Annotated in this window: 19 protein-coding genes; 13 read left to right on the plus strand and 6 right to left on the minus strand. The window is 65.2% G+C overall.

Annotated features, from left to right (window positions below):
* The first annotated feature begins 111 nt into the window (after positions 1 to 111).
* Positions 112 to 753, plus strand: a complete 642-nt coding sequence (locus tag ACWGXF_RS11255) for a histidine phosphatase family protein (protein ID WP_003068775.1) — start codon at positions 112 to 114, stop codon at positions 751 to 753.
* On the plus strand, positions 737 to 1,921 hold the full coding sequence (locus tag ACWGXF_RS11260) for a DSD1 family PLP-dependent enzyme (RefSeq protein ID WP_452101930.1): 1,185 nt from the start codon (positions 737 to 739) through the stop codon (positions 1,919 to 1,921). Before ACWGXF_RS11255 ends, ACWGXF_RS11260 begins: the two co-directional genes overlap by 17 nt.
* Positions 1,922 to 2,042: 121 nt before the next feature.
* On the opposite strand, the gene ACWGXF_RS11265 is transcribed toward ACWGXF_RS11260, so the two are convergent.
* The 3 genes from ACWGXF_RS11265 to ACWGXF_RS11275 are packed head-to-tail and all read right to left on the minus strand — an operon-like array spanning position 2,043 to position 5,007.
* Positions 2,043 to 2,786: a phosphoribosyltransferase gene (locus ACWGXF_RS11265; protein ID WP_452101931.1), complete on the minus strand. Its 744-nt coding sequence runs from the start codon at positions 2,784 to 2,786 to the stop codon at positions 2,043 to 2,045.
* A gap of 7 nt (positions 2,787 to 2,793) precedes the next feature.
* The gene (locus ACWGXF_RS11270; protein ID WP_087865384.1) at positions 2,794 to 4,011 is read right to left on the minus strand and encodes a M20 aminoacylase family protein; all 1,218 of its coding nucleotides are present in this window, start codon (positions 4,009 to 4,011) and stop codon (positions 2,794 to 2,796) included.
* Positions 4,012 to 4,014: 3 nt separating this feature from the next.
* Positions 4,015 to 5,007 carry a Bug family tripartite tricarboxylate transporter substrate binding protein gene (locus ACWGXF_RS11275; RefSeq protein WP_256628749.1) on the minus strand — a complete coding sequence of 331 codons (993 nt, stop codon included), beginning with the start codon at positions 5,005 to 5,007 and terminating at the stop codon, positions 4,015 to 4,017.
* 262 nt (positions 5,008 to 5,269) lie between these two features.
* Here ACWGXF_RS11275 and ACWGXF_RS11280 point away from each other — a divergent pair, with 262 nt between their 5' ends.
* The 5 genes from ACWGXF_RS11280 (at position 5,270) to ACWGXF_RS11300 (ending at position 11,752) form a co-directional block, all read left to right on the plus strand.
* A complete protein-coding gene (locus ACWGXF_RS11280; protein ID WP_452101932.1) occupies positions 5,270 to 7,072 on the plus strand; it encodes a lysoplasmalogenase family protein in 1,803 nt (600 codons plus the stop codon).
* Between the two features lie 387 nt (positions 7,073 to 7,459).
* Positions 7,460 to 7,657 (plus strand): hypothetical protein, encoded by a 198-nt coding sequence (locus ACWGXF_RS11285; RefSeq protein ID WP_012839962.1) that lies wholly within the window; start codon positions 7,460 to 7,462, stop codon positions 7,655 to 7,657.
* Positions 7,658 to 7,894: 237 nt separating this feature from the next.
* Complete coding sequence (locus tag ACWGXF_RS11290) at positions 7,895 to 8,218, plus strand: hypothetical protein (RefSeq protein WP_034354709.1); 324 nt, start codon at positions 7,895 to 7,897, stop codon at positions 8,216 to 8,218.
* Positions 8,219 to 8,230: 12 nt separating this feature from the next.
* Positions 8,231 to 10,978 (plus strand): magnesium-translocating P-type ATPase, encoded by a 2,748-nt coding sequence (gene mgtA / locus ACWGXF_RS11295; RefSeq protein WP_256628754.1) that lies wholly within the window; start codon positions 8,231 to 8,233, stop codon positions 10,976 to 10,978.
* Positions 10,979 to 11,032: 54 nt separating this feature from the next.
* Complete coding sequence (locus tag ACWGXF_RS11300; protein WP_012839965.1) at positions 11,033 to 11,752, plus strand: MgtC/SapB family protein; 720 nt, start codon at positions 11,033 to 11,035, stop codon at positions 11,750 to 11,752.
* A 108-nt stretch (positions 11,753 to 11,860) separates the two neighbouring features.
* Here the strand turns inward: ACWGXF_RS11300 and ruvB are convergent, their stop codons facing one another.
* Positions 11,861 to 12,955 carry a Holliday junction branch migration DNA helicase RuvB gene (ruvB, locus tag ACWGXF_RS11305; RefSeq protein WP_012839966.1) on the minus strand — a complete coding sequence of 365 codons (1,095 nt, stop codon included), beginning with the start codon at positions 12,953 to 12,955 and terminating at the stop codon, positions 11,861 to 11,863.
* Between the two features lie 142 nt (positions 12,956 to 13,097).
* Here ruvB and ACWGXF_RS11310 point away from each other — a divergent pair, with 142 nt between their 5' ends.
* The gene (locus ACWGXF_RS11310; protein ID WP_003068738.1) at positions 13,098 to 13,631 is read left to right on the plus strand and encodes a peroxiredoxin; all 534 of its coding nucleotides are present in this window, start codon (positions 13,098 to 13,100) and stop codon (positions 13,629 to 13,631) included.
* An 18-nt stretch (positions 13,632 to 13,649) separates the two neighbouring features.
* On the opposite strand, the gene ACWGXF_RS11315 is transcribed toward ACWGXF_RS11310, so the two are convergent.
* The gene (locus ACWGXF_RS11315; RefSeq protein WP_256628758.1) at positions 13,650 to 15,203 is read right to left on the minus strand and encodes a trypsin-like serine peptidase; all 1,554 of its coding nucleotides are present in this window, start codon (positions 15,201 to 15,203) and stop codon (positions 13,650 to 13,652) included.
* A gap of 49 nt (positions 15,204 to 15,252) precedes the next feature.
* Positions 15,253 to 15,828 carry a Holliday junction branch migration protein RuvA gene (gene ruvA / locus ACWGXF_RS11320; protein ID WP_012839968.1) on the minus strand — a complete coding sequence of 192 codons (576 nt, stop codon included), beginning with the start codon at positions 15,826 to 15,828 and terminating at the stop codon, positions 15,253 to 15,255.
* A gap of 49 nt (positions 15,829 to 15,877) precedes the next feature.
* On the opposite strand from ruvA, the gene ACWGXF_RS11325 reads away from it, so the two are divergent.
* The 5 genes from ACWGXF_RS11325 to ACWGXF_RS11345 all read left to right on the plus strand — a co-directional run bounded on the left by ACWGXF_RS11325 (position 15,878) and on the right by ACWGXF_RS11345 (position 20,152).
* A complete protein-coding gene (locus ACWGXF_RS11325; protein WP_034354721.1) occupies positions 15,878 to 16,888 on the plus strand; it encodes a PhoH family protein in 1,011 nt (336 codons plus the stop codon).
* 49 nt (positions 16,889 to 16,937) lie between these two features.
* Positions 16,938 to 17,396: an rRNA maturation RNase YbeY gene (ybeY, locus tag ACWGXF_RS11330; protein WP_256628761.1), complete on the plus strand. Its 459-nt coding sequence runs from the start codon at positions 16,938 to 16,940 to the stop codon at positions 17,394 to 17,396.
* Positions 17,397 to 17,417: 21 nt separating this feature from the next.
* Complete coding sequence (locus tag ACWGXF_RS11335) at positions 17,418 to 18,932, plus strand: sensor histidine kinase (protein WP_256628763.1); 1,515 nt, start codon at positions 17,418 to 17,420, stop codon at positions 18,930 to 18,932.
* A 7-nt stretch (positions 18,933 to 18,939) separates the two neighbouring features.
* Complete coding sequence (locus ACWGXF_RS11340) at positions 18,940 to 19,566, plus strand: response regulator transcription factor (RefSeq protein WP_003068724.1); 627 nt, start codon at positions 18,940 to 18,942, stop codon at positions 19,564 to 19,566.
* Positions 19,567 to 19,657: 91 nt separating this feature from the next.
* Positions 19,658 to 20,152, plus strand: a complete 495-nt coding sequence (locus tag ACWGXF_RS11345) for a GlcG/HbpS family heme-binding protein (RefSeq protein ID WP_012839971.1) — start codon at positions 19,658 to 19,660, stop codon at positions 20,150 to 20,152.
* Position 20,153: the final 1 nt, after the last annotated feature.

Below are 20,153 nucleotides of genomic sequence, written 5' to 3' on the forward strand. Positions count from 1 at the left end.
GATGCAGGCCGAGCGTCGAAAAGTCTGTAACAACAGACCGGGGTACAGGCACACTTTGTTTGCAAGACAATGACTGTTCAATAAAACAACCTACGCTGAACGAGCCAAGACATGCACGCCACGCGCATCATTGCCATCCGGCACGGAGAGACAACCTGGAATGTCGATGGACGCATCCAGGGGCATCTGGATATCCCCTTGAACGACACCGGCCTGTGGCAGGCCGAGCAGGCGGCCCAGGCGCTGGCCGACGAGAGCATTGCCGCCATCTACAGCAGCGACCTGCAGCGTGCACATGTCACTGCGCAGGCGATTGCCCAGAGATCCGGTGCACCTCTGCACACCACCGCCGGCCTGCGCGAGCGCTGCTTCGGCGATTTCCAGGGCCGCACCTTCAAGGATGTGGAAGCCACCCAGCCCGAGGACGCCCAGCTCTGGCGCACGCGCAACCCGGCCTATGCCCCGCCCGGCGGCGGCGACTCGCTGCAGGCCTTGCGCGAACGCATCTTTGCCACCGTGGACCGGATTGCACGCCAGCATGAGGGCGAGCAGATCGTGCTGGTCGCCCATGGCGGCGTGATGGATGTGCTGTACCGCCTGGCCACGCGCCAGGATTTCCAGACGCCACGCACCTGGGAGCTGAGCAACTGCGCCATCAATCGCCTGCTCTGGACGCCCGACGGCCTGTCTTTGGTAGGCTGGGCAGATACCGCACACCTTCAGCAAGGCAGCCGAGATGAAGCACATTCCTGAGCATCTGCAGACCCTGGTCGGCCAGGCCGTCAAACGCATAGACACGCCCGCCCTGGTCATTGACCTGGACGCCATGGACCGCAATATCGAGCGCATGGCCCGCTTTGCCCAGCAGCATGGCGTGCTCTGGCGCCCGCATGCCAAGCTGCACAAGAGCGCGCATATCGCCCATCTGCTCGAACATGCCGGCGCCTGCGGCCACTGCGTGCAGAAAGTCAGCGAGGCCGAGGCACTGGCCCAGGGCGGCATCACCAATATCTTCATCAGCAACGAAGTCATCTCCCAGACCAAGCTGGCGCGCGTGGCGACTCTGGCCAGGGCACTGAATGCCCAGGGCGGCCGGCTGGCCCTGGCCGTCGATTGCGAGGAAGGCATCACGCGGCTGGCGCGGGCCCTGCAGGATGCGCAGGCCGGCGATGCCGCCATGGATGTGCTGGTGGAAATCAATGTCGGCCAGAACCGCTGCGGCGCAGAGCCCGGCGAAGCCGCCCTGGTTCTGGCACAGGCTATTGCAGCCCAGCCCGTGCTGCGCTTTGCGGGCCTGCAGGCTTATCACGGCGGCGCCCAGCATCTGCGCAGCGCCGAGGAGCGCAAGACCGCCATCGACCAGGTGCTCAAGCTCGTCAACCGCACGCGCCATGAGTTCGACCGCGCCGGCCTGGCCATTCCGCTGATCACGGGTGCCGGCACGGGCACCATGGTCAACGAGGCCGCCAGCGGCATCTATGGCGAAATCCAGCCCGGCTCCTTCCTCTTCATGGACGCTGACTACGCGGCCAACCAGCGCGACGCGGCCCAGCCCCTGTTCGAGCATGCGCTCTACGTCAAGACCCAGGTCATGTCGCTCAGCAGCGACCATGCCGTCTGCGACGCCGGCCACAAGGCCCATGCCATAGACTCCGGCCTGCCCCGGTTGCATGCGCTGGCGCCCGAAAACGCGCTGCGCTTTGCCAATGGCGGCGACGAGCATGGCGTGCTGCACCCCGATGCCGACGCGGGCAACCACGGCGGCTGGCTGCCTGCACTGGGCGAGAGCCTGTGGCTGATTCCCGGCCACTGCGACCCCACGGTCAATCTGCACGACCATCTGATCGGCGTGCGCGGCGGCCGGCTCAAGGGCGTGGTCGAACGCATCTTCACCGTCGACGGGCGCGGTGCGCTGACCTGATTCGCTCCTGCTCCGGGTTTTGATTGCTATACAAAAAAGAGCTTGCAACGCACTTCATGCAATGATTTCAAGGCATAAAAAGCCTGAAACTCATATATAAAAGGCGCTAGAAGCTCTCTTTTTATGAGCCTTCAGGCCACCAGCCGTCGGCACGGCGCTCCATGCGCGGGCAGTCGTAGGCCGCGACCACGGGGATGGCGCTGCCATCGGCACGCACCAATTTCTGCTGCCACTGCGTGCCCTGGCGCATGGCCACGGCAATGGCGGCCACTTCGGCGCCGCAACGCTCGATCAGCTTGAGACCGGACACCATGGTCGTGCCCGAACTCACGGCATCATCGACCACCAGCACGCGCTTGCCAGTGATCAGACTCAGCTGATTGGGGTCGATATAGAGCAGCTTGCCCTTGCCCGGCGTGGTGATGGAGCTGACGGGCTCGCAGAGCTCGTCGCGATACCAGTACTTGCGCGAGTAACCCAGCGGCACATAGCGGCTGCGGCCCAGGTGGCGCGCCACCAGCGGCGCAAAGGCCAGGCCCAGCGTCGGCAGGCCTATGACCACATCGAAGTCATGCGCCCCGGCGCCTTGCGCCATGTGCTGCGCCAGTTGCTCGACCACTTCAATGGAAGCCTGGTTGGCAATCAGCGACGCCACGCAGCGGTCGGGGGCGGAACCGTCGGCCGTGGGCATGCCGCGCAGCGGCAGCAGCAGATAGCGGCCGTCGGGCAGCCTGGCCGGATAGCTCTTCGCATAGGGCGGCAGCGGCGACTGGCTCAGATCGGCCTCGGTGACGGTGACTTGCCAGTAGTCGGTCGTGGCATCGAAGCCGGGCAGATCCTGGCCGGAGAGGTTGATTTCACTCATACAAAACTCAGTCGCGGCCCAGATAGCTCTCGGCCAGCTTCACCCAATACGAGGCAGTCACGGGCAGCAGGTTGTCGTTGAAGTCATAGGCCGCGTTGTGCACCATGCAGCCGCCCTCGCCCATGCCATTGCCGACGATGAAGTAGTTGCCCGGCACGGAATTGAGCATGATGGCGAAGTCATCGCTGGCCTGCAGCGGCTGCAGATCGGGAATCAACCATGCTTCGCCCAGGAATTCGCGGGCCACACCGACTGCGAAATCGGTAGCCGCCTTGTCGTTCATGACGGGCGGATAACGCCATTTGTAGTCCACCTCGGCCGTGGCGCGGTGGACTGCGGCCTGGGCATGGGCCATGGCCGTGATGCGCTCGCGCAGCTGCTGGCGCACCTCAGGGCAGCGCGCGCGAATGGTCACGCGCAGCTCGCAGGTTTCGGGAATCACATTGGGCGCATCGCCCGCATGGATGGCACCGATGGTGACCACGGCCATGTCGTTGGGATCGATCTCGCGCGAGCGTATGGTCTGCAGCGCCAGCACCAGATGCGAGGCCACGACGATGGGGTCAACGGCCACATGGGGCATGGCGCCATGGCCGCCCTTGCCGCGGATGGTGATGATGGCCGTGTCCGAGCTGGAATACATCACGCCCGAGCGAAAGCCGAACTGCCCCGCCGGGTAGCCGGGCTCGTTGTGAAAGGCGTAGAGCGCATCGCAGGGAAACAGCTCGAACAGGCCCTGCTCCACCATCTTCTGCGCGCCGCCATGGCCTTCCTCGGCGGGCTGGAAGATCAGATTGAGCGTGCCCTGGAGCTGATTCCTGCGCCCGGCCAGCACCCTGGCCGCGGCCAGCAACGTGGCCGTGTGCCCGTCGTGGCCGCAGGCATGCATCTTGCCGTCGTGACGACTGGCATAGGACAGGCCCGTGGCTTCACGGATGGGCAGCGCATCCATGTCGGCGCGCAGGCCAAGACGTTTGCCATTCGGGTGATCGCCGCAGCGCAGCGTCCCCACCACACCGGTGTCGCCCAGGCCGCGATGGATCTCGTAGCCCCATTCGGCCAGCCTGGCCGCCACGATATCGCCGGTGCGATGCTCTTCGTAGGCCAGCTCGGGATGGGCGTGCAGATCGTGACGCAGGACCAGCATTTCCTGCGCAATGGCTGCCACTTCGGGCAGCACGGGCGGATGGATTTCGGCGTGGACAGGGTTCAGCGGCGCAGCCATGACTTATTCCGCCTGGATGTTGGCCGACTTCACGATCTGGGCATAGCCGGCTTTTTCCTTCTTCAGGAACTGGACGAAGCTGGCCTGGGTGCCGGAGCCGGGCGTGGCGCCGCCGTCTTCCAGGCGCTTGCGCACCTCGGGCATCTTGAGCACGGCATCGAGCTCGGTGGCCAGGCGCGTGACCACGGCCTGAGGTGTCTTGGCGGGCACGAACAGGCCCGTCCAGGTATTGAGGTCGAAGCCCTTGAGCTCGGCCGTCTCGCCAAAAGTGGGCACGCTGTGGATGGCATCGATACGCTTGGCCGATGTCACGCCCAGACCTTCGAGCTTTTTCTGCTGGATCATGGGCACGGCGCTCACGGTGGTGAGCATGCCCACATCGACCTGACCGCCCATCACGTCGCTGGTGATCTGGGCGCCGCCTCGGTAGGGCACATGCACCAGCTTGATCTTGGCACGCTCCTGCAGCATTTCCATGGCCAGATGCAGCATGGTGCCCACGCCCGAAGTGGCGTAGGTCAACGATCCGGGCTTGGAGCGCGCCAGAGCAATCAGCTCGTTCAGATTGTGCGCCGGCAGGCCGGGTCGGGCCACGGCGACCACGGGGGCGATGGTGGTCAGCCCCACGGGTGTCAGATCCTTTTCGGCGTCGTACTTGACGGCGGAATTCACCAGCTGGGCAATGCTGATGGGGCCGTCAAAGCCCATGAGCAAGGTGTAGCCGTCGGCCGGTGCCTTGACGGCCTTGCTCACCCCGAGCACACCGCCCGCGCCGGGCACGTTGTCCACCACGATGGACTGGTGCAGGCGCTCGCCCAGCTTCTGGCCGATCAGGCGCGCCGTGGTGTCCACATTGCCACCGGCACTGAACGGCACGATCAGCGTGATGGGCTTGGCGACGGGCCAGGCATCGGCGGCGGCAAGAACGGCAGGGGCGGTAAAGCCTGAGGCCAGCAAGGCAGCGGCGGCAACAAAGGAGCGGCGGGATGTGGACATGGGCATGCAGCAAGAATGCGGACAGGCTGACGGCTCCAGGCCCATCCCGGGGTCGCCGCGTCGCTGTACTGGCCGGTAAATTTGAGTGTGCCCTCCGGCGGACGGGCAAGCCCGCAATTATCCCAGAGCACCTTGCTGACTGCCATAACAGGAAATACTTAGCAATCCTGATTCACCCTTGAAACTTCGTGAAGCCTGCAGCGCCGGGCGCTAGGGTTCATGCCAAGCCGCCGGACAACGAGCCGCTCCAGAATCGGAGCCCATGCTCTCTCCCAGCCAAGTCATCGTTCTGGCCACGCCGGTCTTTTTCGCACTGATTGCCGTGGAATGGATCATCAGCCTCAGGCGCGGGCGCAATGCCTATGCGCTGGCCGATGCCATCAGCTCGCTGAACCTGGGCGTACTGAGCCAGACCAGCGCCGTCTTCACCAAGCTGCTGACGCTGGGCATCTACACCGTCGTGGCCAGCCATGTGGCTCTGATCGAGGCCGATGCCTTCTGGCTCAGCCTGCCGGGCTGGCTGCTGGCCCTGCTGTTCTACGACCTCTGCTACTACTGGCTGCACCGCATGGGCCATGAAGTGGGCGTGCTCTGGGCCGCCCATGCCGTGCACCACCAAAGCCAGGCCTACAACCTCTCCACCGCGCTGCGCCAGACCAGCTCCGGCGCGCTGCTGGGCTGGATCTTCTATCTGCCCATGGCCCTGGCCGGCGTGCCGCCGCTGGTGTTTGCCGTGGTCGGGCTGATCGACCTGCTCTACCAGTTCTGGGTGCATACCGAGCAGGTCAGGAAGCTGGGCTGGTTCGACCGCTGGTTCTGCGCGCCCAGCAATCACCGCGTGCACCATGCCGTCAACGAGCGCTATCTGGACCGCAACTACGGCGGCATTCTCATCGTCTGGGACCGGCTCTTCGGCACTTACAAGACCGAGGACGACGAGGAGCCCTGCATCTACGGCACGCGCGGCCTGCTCAAGAGCTGGGACCCGCTCTGGGCCAACTTCAGCGTCTACCGCCAGCTGGCGCATGACAGCTGGCATGCACGCAGCTGGCTGGACAAGCTTCGCGTCTGGTTCAAGCCGCCGGGCTGGCGGCCAGCCGATGTGGCGCAGCGCTTTCCCAAGCCCGCCTTCGATCTGGACGAGCACCGCATCATCTATGCGCCTCCGATGGGCGCTGCGCTGCGCTGGTTTGCCGGCCTGCAGTTTGCGGCGCTGGTTGCGGGCACCTCGGTCTTTCTCTGGCATGCCGATCAGTCGCCGCTGGCCGCCAATCTGATCTGGTTCGGCGTGCTGCTCACCGGGCAATGGGCTCTGGGCGCTGCCATGCAGGGACGCATCAGTCTGTGGCTGGCGCTGATGCTGCAAAGTGGCGCACTGGCCACGGCCACGGCAGCGCTCGGTCTGCAGCAATGGCATTGGCTGTTCAAGCCTGTCACCATGGTTTTTGCTCTTATATGCATAGCTTCTTTCGCAAAGCAGAACTCAAAAACTATACAAAACATGTCTCAAAAGCATGCTCATCTGCTGCTGGCAGCTATCGTTTTTTCCATGGCTGGCGATGTCTTCCTGATGCTGGACGGACAGTTGCAGACCGGTCTGTTCATTCCCGGCCTGGTCAGCTTTTTGCTGGCCCATGTCTGCTATGTTGCGCTGTTCAAGTTCGATATGCCCTGGTTTGCCGACCGCCGCGCACTGCTGCTGGTGGCTGCGATCGGCGCCGCCATGTATGTCTTTCTCTGGACCCATGGCCTGCCCGCCGCCCTGCGTCTGCCCGTGGCCGCCTATGTCGGCGTCATCGCCTTGATGGCGGCGCAGGCCTGGGGGCGCTACCAACTCCTGCAAAGCCGTCCCGCACTACTGACCGCACTGGGCGCCAGCTTTTTCATGCTCAGCGACTCCATCCTGGCCATCAATCGTTTTGTGCAGCCGCTGCCCTGGTCATCGGTGAGCGTGCTCGGCAGCTATTACGCCGCACAGGCGCTCATCGTCTGGGGCTGTGTGCAGCAATGGGCCGAGCCTGCAAGCCGCCAGGCCCCGGCGCAATTGCAACTGAAAACCACCTAGGGTTGACCCTGAACCCGGTCTGGACCGATAATTGCCAGATCGCAATTTCAGGAGTCCCCACGTGGACAGTGCCAGTTCAACCAGTGATTCATCGCAGGCCGCTATGGCTGCGAAGCTGGCCGACTGACAGACTCCCCCGGATCGGGAGTCGTCATCGACCGCCCCGCATCCCTTGCCTCGCGATCCTCGCAACTTGCTGTTTGGCTTCCCGACCTTCGGGCCGCCCTGCCGTGCGCAGCACGGCTAGAGGCTTCAAGCTCGCAAGCTCTGCTCCTCACTGAGTTTTCGCGCCGCCATTCGCTCCGGTTTACCCGGCTCGTGGCTGCGCCAGAACGTTTGTGCCGCGCTGCCGCCTGGCCCGCTCCCTCAACCGATGAGGAGAACGCCATGAGCAACCGCCTGACCCGCTCTCTGCACCAGCTGCGCCCCCTGCTGCTGCGCGCCCGCGCCATGCCCCGCCAGGCTGCGCCCGCCGCACCGGCAGCCTTGCCGCAAGCGCTGGAGCAGACGCTGGAGCTCGATGCACTGACCAGTTGGCCCACGCATCGCATCCGCAGCTTTCTGAGCAGCCGCACCGTACGCTGAGCAGCCTCGTCGCGGACCGGCTCCGGCCCGCTTTTCACTCACTCTTAACCAAGGAACACGTATGGATCCCGACCCTAGTCGATCTTGCAGCGCGCCCTTCGCGGCGCACTGCCAGCCCATTGCCGTGCGTGTGACCCTCTTGGCTGCGCGCACGAACTGGAACCCCGTCCCGGGGTCGCGCGCCTGATGCCCTAGCAGCAGCGGGCAGCTCCCGGGTCACCCCCAAGGAGTATGCCCATGCAACGCCTCACTTGGCTGCGCGTGCTGCAACGCAGCCGCCCCGCATCCCGCTTCAATGACTCTACCCGCCACCATGGCCTGACCCATGCCGTGATCTCGGCACTGAACGAGCGCCGCACCGATGTGCTGCGCCACCTGGTCGACCGCCATGCCGCGCCCCTCATGGCCAGCGCCATGGCCAATCTCAGCATCCGCCAGCGCGCCGATGCCCTGTCGCTGCTGACCCAGGAGCAGCGCAGCCGCATCGACAACCAGTTTCGCGCCAGCCAGGCACAGCAGCCCTGGACACGATTCGGCACCTCCGGCAAGACGCTGCACTGACAGGAGGCCGTGATGCAGACTCTCAAAAATCTGTTCCGGGCCTTTTTGCGCAGCCACCGCATGGCCGGCCTCTTCGGCCGCCAGCCCATGCCCGCAGGCGGCCCGACCACAGCCGTCACAGTGCCTGCGGCACAAGTACAGGCCCTGCAATCGGCCGCCTGCAGCCCCGTGGCTGCGCTGCTGCAGCAGCTTGACACATCGAGCCGGGGCCTGAGCCCCGAGCAGGTCCGGCAGCGCCAGCTCCGCCATGGACCCAACGAGGTGGCGCATGAAAAGCCGCTGCCCGCATGGAAGCACCTGTGGCATTGCTACCGCAACCCCTTCAACCTGCTGCTGACGCTGCTGGCCGTGGTCTCCTATGTCACCGAGGACGAAAAAGCCACCATCGTCATCGCCAGCATGGTGCTGCTGTCCACACTGCTGCGCTTTGTCCAGGAAGGGCGCTCGCGGCGCGCCGCAGCACGCCTGCAGGCCCTGGTCAGCAACCGCGTCACCGTGCGCCGCAAGACCGATGCGCCGGCCGCAGACTTTCGCGACAGCGGCGGAGGCCATGACACCTCGCTGTCCGAGCTGCCCATGCGCGAGCTGGTGCCCGGAGACATCGTGGCCCTGTCGGCCGGCGACATGATCCCGGCCGACTGCCGCCTGCTGTCCGCCAAGGACCTGTTCGTGAGCCAGGCGGCCATGACGGGTGAATCGCTGCCCGTGGAAAAGGATGCTCGCCCCCTGGCTGCCCTGCAGGCCGGCCAGTTGCTGGAAGCCGGCAACCTGCTTTTCATGGGCACCAATGTGGTCTCGGGCTCGGCCATGGCCGTGGTCGTCGCCACGGGCAACCAGAGCTATTTCGGCACACTGGCAGCGCGCATCACCCACCAGGACCGCACGGCCACGGCCTTCGAGCAGGGCGTGAACAGCGTCAGCTGGCTGCTGATCCGCTTCGCGGCCGTGATGGTGCCCGTGGTGCTGTTCATCAACGGCTACACCAAGGGCGACTGGGGCGAGGCCTTTTTATTCGCGCTGTCGGTGGCCGTGGGCCTGACGCCCGAGATGCTGCCCATGATCGTCACCTCCACGCTGGCCAAGGGCGCCGTGGTGCTGTCGCGCCAGAAGGTGATGGTCAAGCGCCTGGATGCGATCCAGAACTTCGGCGCCATGGACGTGCTGTGCACCGACAAGACCGGCACGCTGACGCAGGACCGCATCGCGCTGGAGCGCCACACCGATGTGCAGGGCCGTCCCAGCGACGAGGTGCTGCAGTTCGCCTACCTCAACAGCTACTACCAGACCGGGCTCAAGAACCTGCTGGACCGTGCCGTACTCGAGCATGTGGAGCTGCACACGCGGCTGCATGTCAACGAGAACTACCGCAAGGTCGACGAAATTCCGTTCGACTTCCAGCGCCGGCGCATGTCCGTGGTGGTGGCCGAGCGCAATCACCACCATGAGCTGATCTGCAAGGGCGCGGTCGAGGAAGTCCTGCAGGTCTGCACACATATTCGAGACAGCGGGCGCGACGGAGACACGCTGTTGCCGCTCACGCCCGAGCGCCGCGAGCAGGTGCGCGCCGTCACCGAGGGGCTGAACAGCGAGGGCCTGCGCGTGGTGGCCGTGGCCATGAAGGAAGTGCCACCCGACAAGAGCACCTACGGCATTGCCGACGAGGCCGAACTGACCCTGATCGGCTACGTGGCCTTTCTCGACCCGCCCAAGGAATCCACCCAGGCCGCCATTGCTGCGCTGCTGCAGCACGGTGTGGCGGTCAAGGTGCTCACGGGCGACAACGAGCTGGTGGCACGCAAGGTCTGCCGCGACGTGGGTCTGCAGGTGGACGAGGCGATTGTCGGCAACGACATCGAAGCCATGGACGAGGCGCAGCTGCGCCGCACCGTGGAGTCACACCTGCTGTTCGCCCGCCTGACACCGCTGCACAAGGAACGCATCGTGCGTGCGCTGCGCGCCAACGGCCATGTCACGGGCTTTATGGGCGACGGCATCAACGACGCGCCCGCGCTGCGCGCCGCCGATATCGGCATCAGCGTCGACAGCGGCGTGGACATCGCCCGCGAAGCGGCCGACATCATCCTGCTGGAGAAAAGCCTGATGGTGCTGGAGCAGGGCGTGCTCGAAGGACGTCGCACCTTCAGCAATATGCTCAAGTACATCCGCATGACGGCCAGCTCCAATTTCGGCAATGTGTTCTCGGTGCTGATCGCCTCGGCCTTCATCCCGTTCCTGCCCATGCTGCCCATGCAGCTGCTGATGCAGAACCTGCTCTACGACCTGTCGCAGATCGCCATCCCCTTCGACCACGTGGACGAGGAAATGGTGGCCAGGCCGCTGCGCTGGGACCCTCAGGACCTGGGTCGCTTCATGCTCTTCTTCGGCCCCATCAGCTCGCTGTTCGACGTGCTCACCTTCGCGCTGATGTGGTTCGTCTTCCATGCCAGCACGGCCGCAGAGCAAAGCCTGTTCCAGTCGGGCTGGTTCGTGGTGGGGCTGCTGACGCAGACGCTGATCGTGCACATGATCCGCACGCCGAAGATCCCGTTTGTGCAAAGCCGTGCCTCCTGGCCCTTGCTGGCCGCCACGGCGGCCATCATGGCCATAGGCATCTTCCTGCCCATGGGCCCGCTGGCCGGACATTTCAAGCTGCAGACCCTGCCGCTCGGCTATTTCCCCTGGCTCATCGTCATATTGCTGGCCTATGCTGTGCTGACCACGCTGCTCAAGCGCGTCTATATCCGCAAGTACGGCTGGTGAGCTCCGGGCCGCATATTTCGGCATTGATCAACCGGCAATAACAATCAGAACTTCATGCAATCCCTACAGAACTTCAATCTGCTCGCCACGCTGAACACGGTGCTGTGTCTTCTCGTGGCCTTTGTCTGCGGCAGCATCATCGGCCTTGAGCGCCAGATACGCCAGCGCACGGCAGGCCTGCGCACCAATACCCTGGTGGCCGTGGGCGCGGCCGTGTTCGTCGACCTGGCCATGCGCGTCTCTGGCGCGGACGGCGCCACGCGCGTCATCTCCTATGTGGTTTCGGGCGTGGGCTTTCTGGGTGCCGGCGCCATCATGAAGGAAGGCGCCAACATCACGGGGCTGAACACCGCCGCCACGCTATGGGGCTCGGCCGCCGTGGGCGCCTGCGCGGGCGCGGGCCTTCTGCCCGAGGCCGGCCTTGCCACCCTGTTCGTGCTGGCCAGCAACACCTTGCTGCGCCCCGTGGTCAACTACATCAACCGCCATCCCGTGGCCGAACATGCCAGCGAGGCCACCTACTATGTCTATGTGATCTGCGGCCAGCAAGCCCAGGCCGATGTGCGCGAGGGCATGCAGGAGCTGCTGGAGGCGGCCAACTACCCGGTGCGCGCGGTGGAAAAGCACGAGATCCCGCCGCACAACACCGAAATCGAGGCCGAGCTGTTCGCCACGGCCGTGCATGCCGAGGAGCTGGACCAGGTGGTCACGCAGATCGAAGCCTTGCCCGGCGTGCTACAGGCCTTCTGGAACGCCGGACCGCAGAATAATTGACCCCTGAGCCGCTGCGCGGCTTCCCCCCAGGGGGACGACATCTTCGCTGCGGGACGGCGGGGCCGCCCAGGCCCTTGCTCGATGTCTCTGGTTTGGGTTGCGCCAGTTTTATGCTGCATTGTCTCCGGGGGGCTGCAGGCCCAGGTGCCGGTAGGCGGCCTGGGTGGCCATGCGGCCACGCGGGGTGCGCTGCAAAAAGCCCTGCTGGATCAGATAGGGCTCGATCACATCCTCGATGGTGCCCGACTCCTCGCCAATGCTGGCGGCGATATTGTCCAGACCTACCGGGCCGCCGTCGAAACGATGCACCACGGCCTCGAGCAGCTTGCGGTCCATGATGTCAAAGCCCTGGGGGTCCACATCGAGCATGGCCAGCGCCTTGTCGGCAATCTCGCGCGTGATGCGGCCGTCGCCCTTGACATCGGCATAGTCGCGCACGCGGCGCAGCAGACGGTTGGCAATGCGCGGCGTGCCGCGCGAGCGACGCGCGATCTCGAAGCAGCCTTCCGCGTCAATCGGCGCATTGAGCAGTCCGGCGCTGCGCCTGACGATGCGCGAGAGCTCCTCCGAGGTATAGAACTCCAGCCGCGCCACGATGCCGAAGCGATCGCGCAGCGGGTTGGTGAGCATGCCGGCGCGCGTGGTCGCCCCCACCAGCGTGAATGGCTGGAGATCGAGCTTGATGGAACGTGCAGCCGGGCCTTCGCCGATCATGATGTCTATCTGATAGTCCTCCAGCGCCGGGTAGAGGATTTCCTCGACCACCGGGCTCAGGCGGTGAATCTCGTCGATGAACAGCACATCGTTGGGCTCGAGATTGGTGAGCAGTGCCGCCAGATCCTTGGGTTTTTCCAGCACCGGGCCGCTGGTCTGGCGCAGGTTCACGCCCAACTCGGCAGCGATGATGTGGGACAGCGTGGTCTTGCCCAGGCCCGGCGGGCCGAACAGCAGCACATGATCGAGCGCCTCGCTGCGCTTCTTGGCAGCGCCGATGAAGATCTCGAGCTGCTCTCGCGCCTTGGCCTGGCCCACATATTCGTCGAGCTGCTTGGGGCGCAGGGCACGCTCCAGCGCCTCTTCGCCCTGGGACGAATGCCCGGCCGAGACCATGCGCGGCGCAGCCGCCTCGGGGTCGGCGGCCGCGCTTCTGGCCTTGCGTGCAGGTGCGGGGCTGGCCGCAAATTCGTCCACATGAATCGTCATGGCGGCAATTGTGCACCAAGCATGACAGGGACACTGATTAAAAATACAGGGGAAAACAAAATCCCACAGTTGCAGTGCCCCACATTGACGGCCGGCCCCTGGCTTTGCGCACAATGACGGCAAAGATCCGAGGAGCTTTTTCATGCGTATTCACACCCTGGCCTGTACGGCCGCCCTGCTTTGCCTGTCCGTCGCTGCCCAGGCTGCGCTCAAGGCCGGCGATGCAGCACCTGGCTTCAAGACGCCCGCAGCCGTTGCCGGCAAGGCTTTTGACTTCGATATGGCCGAGGCGCTCAAGAAAGGGCCGGTGGTGCTGTATTTCTTCCCCAAGGCCTTCACCCAGGGCTGCACGCTGGAAGCGCATGCCTTTGCCGAAGCCACGCCCCAGTTCGCGGCCATGAAAGCCACGGTGGTGGGCATGTCACATGACGATATCGACACCCTCAAGCGCTTTTCCACCGAGGCCTGCCGCGACCAGTTTGCCGTGGCATCGGACCCTCGGGCCGTCACCATCAAGGCCTATGACGCGGGTGCTGCCGCCAACCCTGCCAGGGCCGACCGCATCTCCTATGTGGTGGGCCAGGACGGCAAGGTAAAGTTCGCCCTTGTCAGCAGCGACCCGCTGGCCCATGTGGAGCAGACCAAGGCGGCCGTCAGGCAGTTGCAGGGGAAATAGGCCCTGCCCGGCCCTCGGTCACTGCGCCAGCCAGTTCCCGATCTGGCTGCTGAAGGTCCGGTCGAAGCGGCTGTAGACGTCGGAGCCCCCGCTGACCGTACACGAGCTGCTGCCGCCGGACAGCGTGCCCACGACGCGTCCGCCCGCAAACATGGCCGAGCCACTGCTGCCGCCTTCGGTCACGCCCTTGCTCCAGCCGACGTTCACGAAATCGCTCTGGGCATTGCCCGGGCTGCAGGTGATGCTGCCGGCGCCCAGGCTGCAGTTTCTGTAGCTCTGCACCTGGCCTTCGCTGTATTTGAGCAAGTCGCCCTGCGGGTGATGCAGTCCGTAGATGGCCGTCCCCGTCACCGCCGTTCCTCTCGCATCCCAGCCGGCCAGCGTCGCACCGGCAGGTGGCACCTCATTGAGTCGCATCAGCGTGGCATCGGTCACAGCGGTCGAATACAGCAGCGTGGCACCGCGCTGCAGCGCCAAGGTGCTTGCATTCGGCTCGAAGCTGTTGCAGCTTGCCGAACGGAAAAACCAGTCCGTGCGCAGCGAAGTGGCGGCTGCCTGCGTCGAGATGCAGTGACTGGCCGATAGAAAATACGGCGTGTAGTCCCGCTTGGTATTGTTCAGCAGGGAGCCCGTGCAGTAGTAGTAGCGGTTGTCGGAACCCACATAGGTCATGCGCGCCACGGCATTGCGCTCGACAGCGTACTGATCGGCGCAGCTGGCATCGAGCTCGCAACCTGCTGCATCACCCACATTTCTGGGCACAAGGCTGTCGCGCAGCTCCAGCTCCACGGGCAGGGCCAGGTTGACATAGGCATGGGTGAGCGTGGGTATGGCAATGCGCAGCTGCGATGTCGACAGCCCCGCAGGCAGTGCAATCTCCAGCGTGACCTCATCGGCGCCCAGGTCGGGGGTCCACCAGATGCCAGCCGCCCGGGTGTCGCCGTCGGCGCGACGGTTGCGCGCAATGGCCTCGTTGATGGCCTTGCCCGTGGTCTCGAACCCTGTCTTGCTGCGATCCTTGCGGTACAGCCTGAGCTCGGCGGCATCGGGCATGGCATCGACCACCAGGCCCAGCCGCAGGCCATGGGCACCGGTCGAGGTGATGCTGATCGCCGCCACCTGTCCCCCATCCGGGGTCTTGGACCAGCGCAGCGTGCGTGCCATGTCGCCTGCGGACTGCAGCGAAGACAGCGCCCGCGGCGCCCCTATCTGCATGGGCACACCAGGCATGGGCATGACCGGCAAAGGCGCGTCGTTCCACTGCGGCAATGCCAGATCGACGGTCTTGGGTCGCACGGCCACGGATGCCACGGCCACGCCTCTGGCCGAAGCCGCAGTCTGGGCGGCAGGCACTATCAGCGAATCCAGCACATAGGCCGTGGGCGGACCCGGCGGAGGACTGGTCTCTGCGACGCCCGCACCATTGCCGCCGCCGTTACCGACACCTGCGCCGCCAGGGCCCGGGTCCGGAACACTGCCTCCGCCCCCTCCGCCGCCGCAAGCGGTCAGCGCCACCAGCATCAGGCTTGCGCATAGAGAGGGAATGCGCCTGCCCTGTATCCACCAATGCATATCGTGTTCTCCTGCAGTTCACGATCGGACTGGCACAGGGCCAGCGAAGCTATTTGGTCAAAGCCTTGAGCGCGAGCTTAATGCCCTCGCTCACCCCTACATCGGGTGGGAGTTTCTTGAGGGCGGCCGAGGCCTCCTTGTCCGAGTAGCCCAGCGCCATCAGTGCCTGCTGAATATCGTTCTGGTCGTTGTTATTGGCAAACAGCGACTGCGCACCGGTATCCGCGCCGATCTTGCCCTTGAGCTCCAGCAGCAGACGCTCGGCGGTCTTCTTGCCGATGCCGGGCACCTTGACCAATCGCCCTGCTTGCTGCTGCGATACCGCGTCCGCGAGATCATCGATGCTCATGCCGCTGAGCACGGCCAGCGCCATGCGCGGTCCTATGCCGGTAATCTTGATGAGTTCGCGGAAGGTCTGGCGCTCGCGGGCCGTACCGAAGCCGAACAGCAGCTGGGCGTCTTCCCGCACCACGAAATGGGTCAGCAAGGCTACCTTGGCACCATTGGCAGGCAAGTTGTAGAAGGTGCTCATGGGCACCTGCACCTCATAGCCCACACCGGCACAGTCCACCAGGACTTCGGGCGGGTTTTTTTCCAGCAGCGTTCCCGTCAATTTGCCTATCATTGAAATCCTTTGCCGCACCGTGCGGCGATTCTTTTGAGAAATTATCCGCGTGATCCTGCGCCATACCTTCACACCCCATAACAATACGCGCCTGACCCATCTCTGCGGCCCGGCAGATGCGCATCTGCGCACCATCGAAATCGCGCTGGGCGTCAAGATCGCTCACCGCCACGAGCAGTTCAAGATCGACGGCCCCAAGGCCAAGGCCAATGAGGCGCTGGAGCTGCTTCAGGCTCTCTATGAGATCGCCGACTACGTGATTGCAGAAGATACGCTGCAGCTCATGCTGGCCGGCGATGTCGAGATGCTGGAGGCCGACCTGACGGCTCCGCAATTGACTACGCGCCGTGCCGATCTGCGCGCCCGCACGCCCAACCAGGCGCTGTATCTGGAAAACATCGCCAATCACGACATCAGCTTCGGCATCGGCCCGGCCGGCACGGGCAAGACCTATCTGGCCGTGGCCTGCGCCGTGGACGCGCTGGAGCGCAGCGCCGTGCAGCGCATCGTGCTGACCCGGCCCGCCGTGGAAGCCGGCGAACGCCTGGGCTTTCTGCCCGGCGACCTGACGCAGAAGGTGGACCCCTATCTGCGCCCGCTGTATGACGCGCTCTACGATCTGATGGGTTACGAGAAGGTGCAGAAGGCTTTCGAGCGCAATGCACTGGAGATCGCGCCGCTGGCCTTCATGCGCGGACGCACGCTGAACAACGCCTTCGTGATCCTGGACGAGGCGCAGAACACCACGCCCGAGCAGATGAAGATGTTTCTGACCCGCATCGGCTTTGGCGCCAAGGCCGTGGTCACGGGCGACGTGAGCCAGGTCGACCTGCCCAAGGGAGCACCCAGCGGACTTGTCGATGCCGAGCGCGTCCTCAAACGCGTCAAGGGCATCTCCATCAACCACTTCACCAGCGCCGACGTGGTACGCCACCCGCTGGTGGCCCGCATTGTGGACGCCTATGACGCACGCGGCCGCGTGTCCGAAGGCACTTCGGCGCCCAAGCACCGCAGCAGCCCCCGAACGGCCCGCCCGCTGCCAACGGCAGACGAACTTTAATCAAAATCAATAGCTACTAGCGCTTACCTCATAAGGGCTAAAAGCCAAAATGACCTTAAATCAACTGCAACTATCGCTGCAATTCGGTCCCAGCGCCGAGGCCGCCGCCCATCGCGAACTGCTGAGCCGCAGCCGCGTCACGCGCTGGATCCGCCATGCGCTGGCCGTGGATGCCGAGATCACGGTGCGCATCGTCGATGCCGAGGAAGGCCGCAAGCTCAATCGCGAGTACCGCAAAAAGGACTACGCGACCAATGTGCTGACCTTCGACTATCAGCTGGAGCCGACCGTGATGGCCGATCTGGTGCTCTGCGCCCCCGTGGTGGAGCGCGAGGCCCAGGAGCAGAACAAGAGCCTGGAAGAGCATTACGCCCATCTGCTGGTGCATGGCACGCTGCATGCCCAGGGCTGGGACCACGAGACCAGCGAGGAAGACGCCGAAGAGATGGAGGCTTACGAGACCGACATCATGAAGGAGATGGGTTACGAAGACCCTTACGCCAAATAATCCGCGACAACACCGACCATCATGATCATCCCCCACTGGCGCCGCCCCCTGGCCTGGCTGCTAGCCTGGGCCCTGGTGGCCATTGCGGGCGCAGGCTGGCTCATGCATGCGCGGTTGCTGGCCCTTGAGGATGCATTCGTGACGGATGCACGCATCGTGCATCGGCTGCTGAGCCAGCGTGCCGTGCAACACGATGCGGTGATGGCCATGCTGCCCCTGCTACAGCCACCTGCGGAAGGCCGCAGTGCCAAGGCAGCCTTGCCGCTGCCGCGCCTGCCAGCCGCCTATCCGCAGATCATCGAGGTACTGCGCCGCCTGCCGGACAGCAGCTGGCCGGCTGACTGGCCTCATGACCTGGGTGCCGCGCTGGATATGGCAGAGGCCCGCTCGCTGCAAAGCGGCCATGCCGAACTGGCCTGGGCCGACCTGCCCAAAGGCCGGGTATGGCTGGCGCTTGCCGGCCCAGCCGCCGACCACGCCCTGCTGCTGGATCTGCATGCCACCATTCCCTGGGACGAGTGGCCCATGGATGCCCAGACCAGTCCAGTGCGCGTGCGGCTTCAGTATCAGGGACAGGCCTTTACCGTGCAGGCCGGGCGGCGTCTGGGGCATGGCTGGAATTACGACTTTCACAAGCTGCTTGCCGCGCAGAGCCAGCCCTTCGATGTGGTGCTGGAGCGCGACGTGGGCTGGAGCGAGCTGCCCTGGGCCACCATGCTGGCCTGGGCGGCTGCCAGCGCTGCAGCACTGGCCGCACTGCGCACCCTGCTGCGCCAGCGCGTGGCCGCACGCCGGGCAGAAGAGCTGCTGCGTCTGGGCCAGGTCGCCCGTCTCAACCAGCTCGGCGAACTGGCCGCGGGTATGGCACATGAACTCAACCAGCCGCTGACCGCGCTGCTGGCCAATACCCAGGCGGCGCAGCGCCTGCTGGGCGATGAGGAGCCAGATCTGGACATGGCGCGCCATGCCATGAGTCAGGCCGTGGCCCAGGCAAGGCGCGCCAGTGCCGTCGTGGGGCGCCTGCGCCGCGTGGTCGAGCGGCCCGATCTGTCGGGCCAGGTCCAGGCTCTGCCCCTGTCCACCGCCGTGCATGATGCACTGCACCTGCTGGAGCCCGAGCTGCGCCGCCGCAGCATTGCCGTGCAGGTGGATGCTCCCGCAGACCTGCCAGCCGTGCGCGCCGAGCCTGTGGCCTTGCAGCAGATCATCCACAACTTGGTGATGAACGCGCTGCAGGCCATGGAGCAGACCGAGCCCGGCCAGCGCCGCTTGCGCCTCACGCTTAGCCCCCAGGGCGCGCGAGTCCTGCTGAGCGTGCGCGACACCGGCCCCGGCGTGGCGCCCGAGGCGCGAGCGCGCCTGTTCACCCCGTTCTACACCACACGCTCCGGCGGCCTGGGATTGGGCCTGTCGCTGTCGGAAAGCCTGGCGCAGGCGATGGGAGGCGAGCTCACTTTGGCGCCCCCCTCTCCTTCGCCTGCCGACGGGCCTGGGGCCGAATTCCATCTGCAGCTCCCGCTGGCACACCTGCCTTGAACGCGACATGACCTCTTCCCTCTCGCCCCTGATTCACCTTGTGGACGACGATGCCGCCGTGCGCGACAGCCTGGCACTGCTCATAGGCACGGTAGGCCTGCGCGTCCAAACCTGGTCCGACCCGCATGTCTTTCTCGCCGAGTTCGACCGCAGCGACGTGGGCGCCATCGTGCTCGACGTGCGCATGCCTGGCACCAGCGGGCTGGCGGTGCTGGACAGGCTGGTGGCGCAAGGGGTGGATCAGCCGGTGATCATGCTCACGGGCCATGGAACCGTGGAGATGTGCCGCCGCGCCTTCAAGGCCGGGGCTGCGGAATTCCTTGAGAAACCGGTCGATGACGAGCTGCTCATCGAGGCGCTGCAGGCCTCCGTGCGCCAGCATGTGCGCTCGCGCGAGCGCCACCAGGCCGACCGGCAGGCGCGCGAGCGTTATGCACAGCTCTCGAGCCGCGAATGCGAGGTGCTGGGCCTGATCGTGGAGGGGCTCACCAACAAGGAGATCGGCCGCGCGCTGTCGCTCTCGCCGCGCACGGTGGAGACCCACCGCGCCAACCTGTTCGCCAAGCTGGAGACCGACTCGCTGGCCATGCTCATCCGGCGCTACGCGGCCCTGGTCGAGGACGCCGCTCCGTAGTTCTACGGAGGTAGGCGCGTAGCCTGCCGCATGGACGCCCGGGTGGCGTTTTTCTACAGTGGCGTTCATACCCATCCACCTGGAAAAACGTATGAAACACACTCTGACACTTGCCGCCCTGACTCTGGCCATGCTGACCGCCGGCACCGCCAACGCCCAGGCCGTGCGCACGGAAAAGAATATGTCGCTGGAGCTGGCCAACCAGATCGCCGCCCAGTCCGTCTCGGCCTGCGCCGCCAACAGCTATGCCGTGACCGCCACCGTGGTCGATCGCGCCGGCGGCGTGCGCGCCGTGCAGCGTGCCGACAACGCCGGCCCACACACCGTGGAAGCCAGCCGCGAAAAGGCCTTCACCTCGGCATCGGCCAAGGCGCCAACGCTTGCCATCATGGAAAACTCCCAGAAGAACGCCGGCGCAGCCAACCTCAAGGACATCCCCGGCTTCCTGCTGCTGGGCGGCGGCGTGCCCGTGAAGGTGGGCAATGAGGTGATCGGTGCCGTGGGCGTGGCCGGTGCGCCCGGCGGCCATCTGGACGACCAATGCGCACAGGCCGCCCTGGCCAAGGTGCAGGACCTGCTGAAGTAAT

It is taken from the genome of Comamonas sp. HJ-2, from assembly GCF_053615495.1.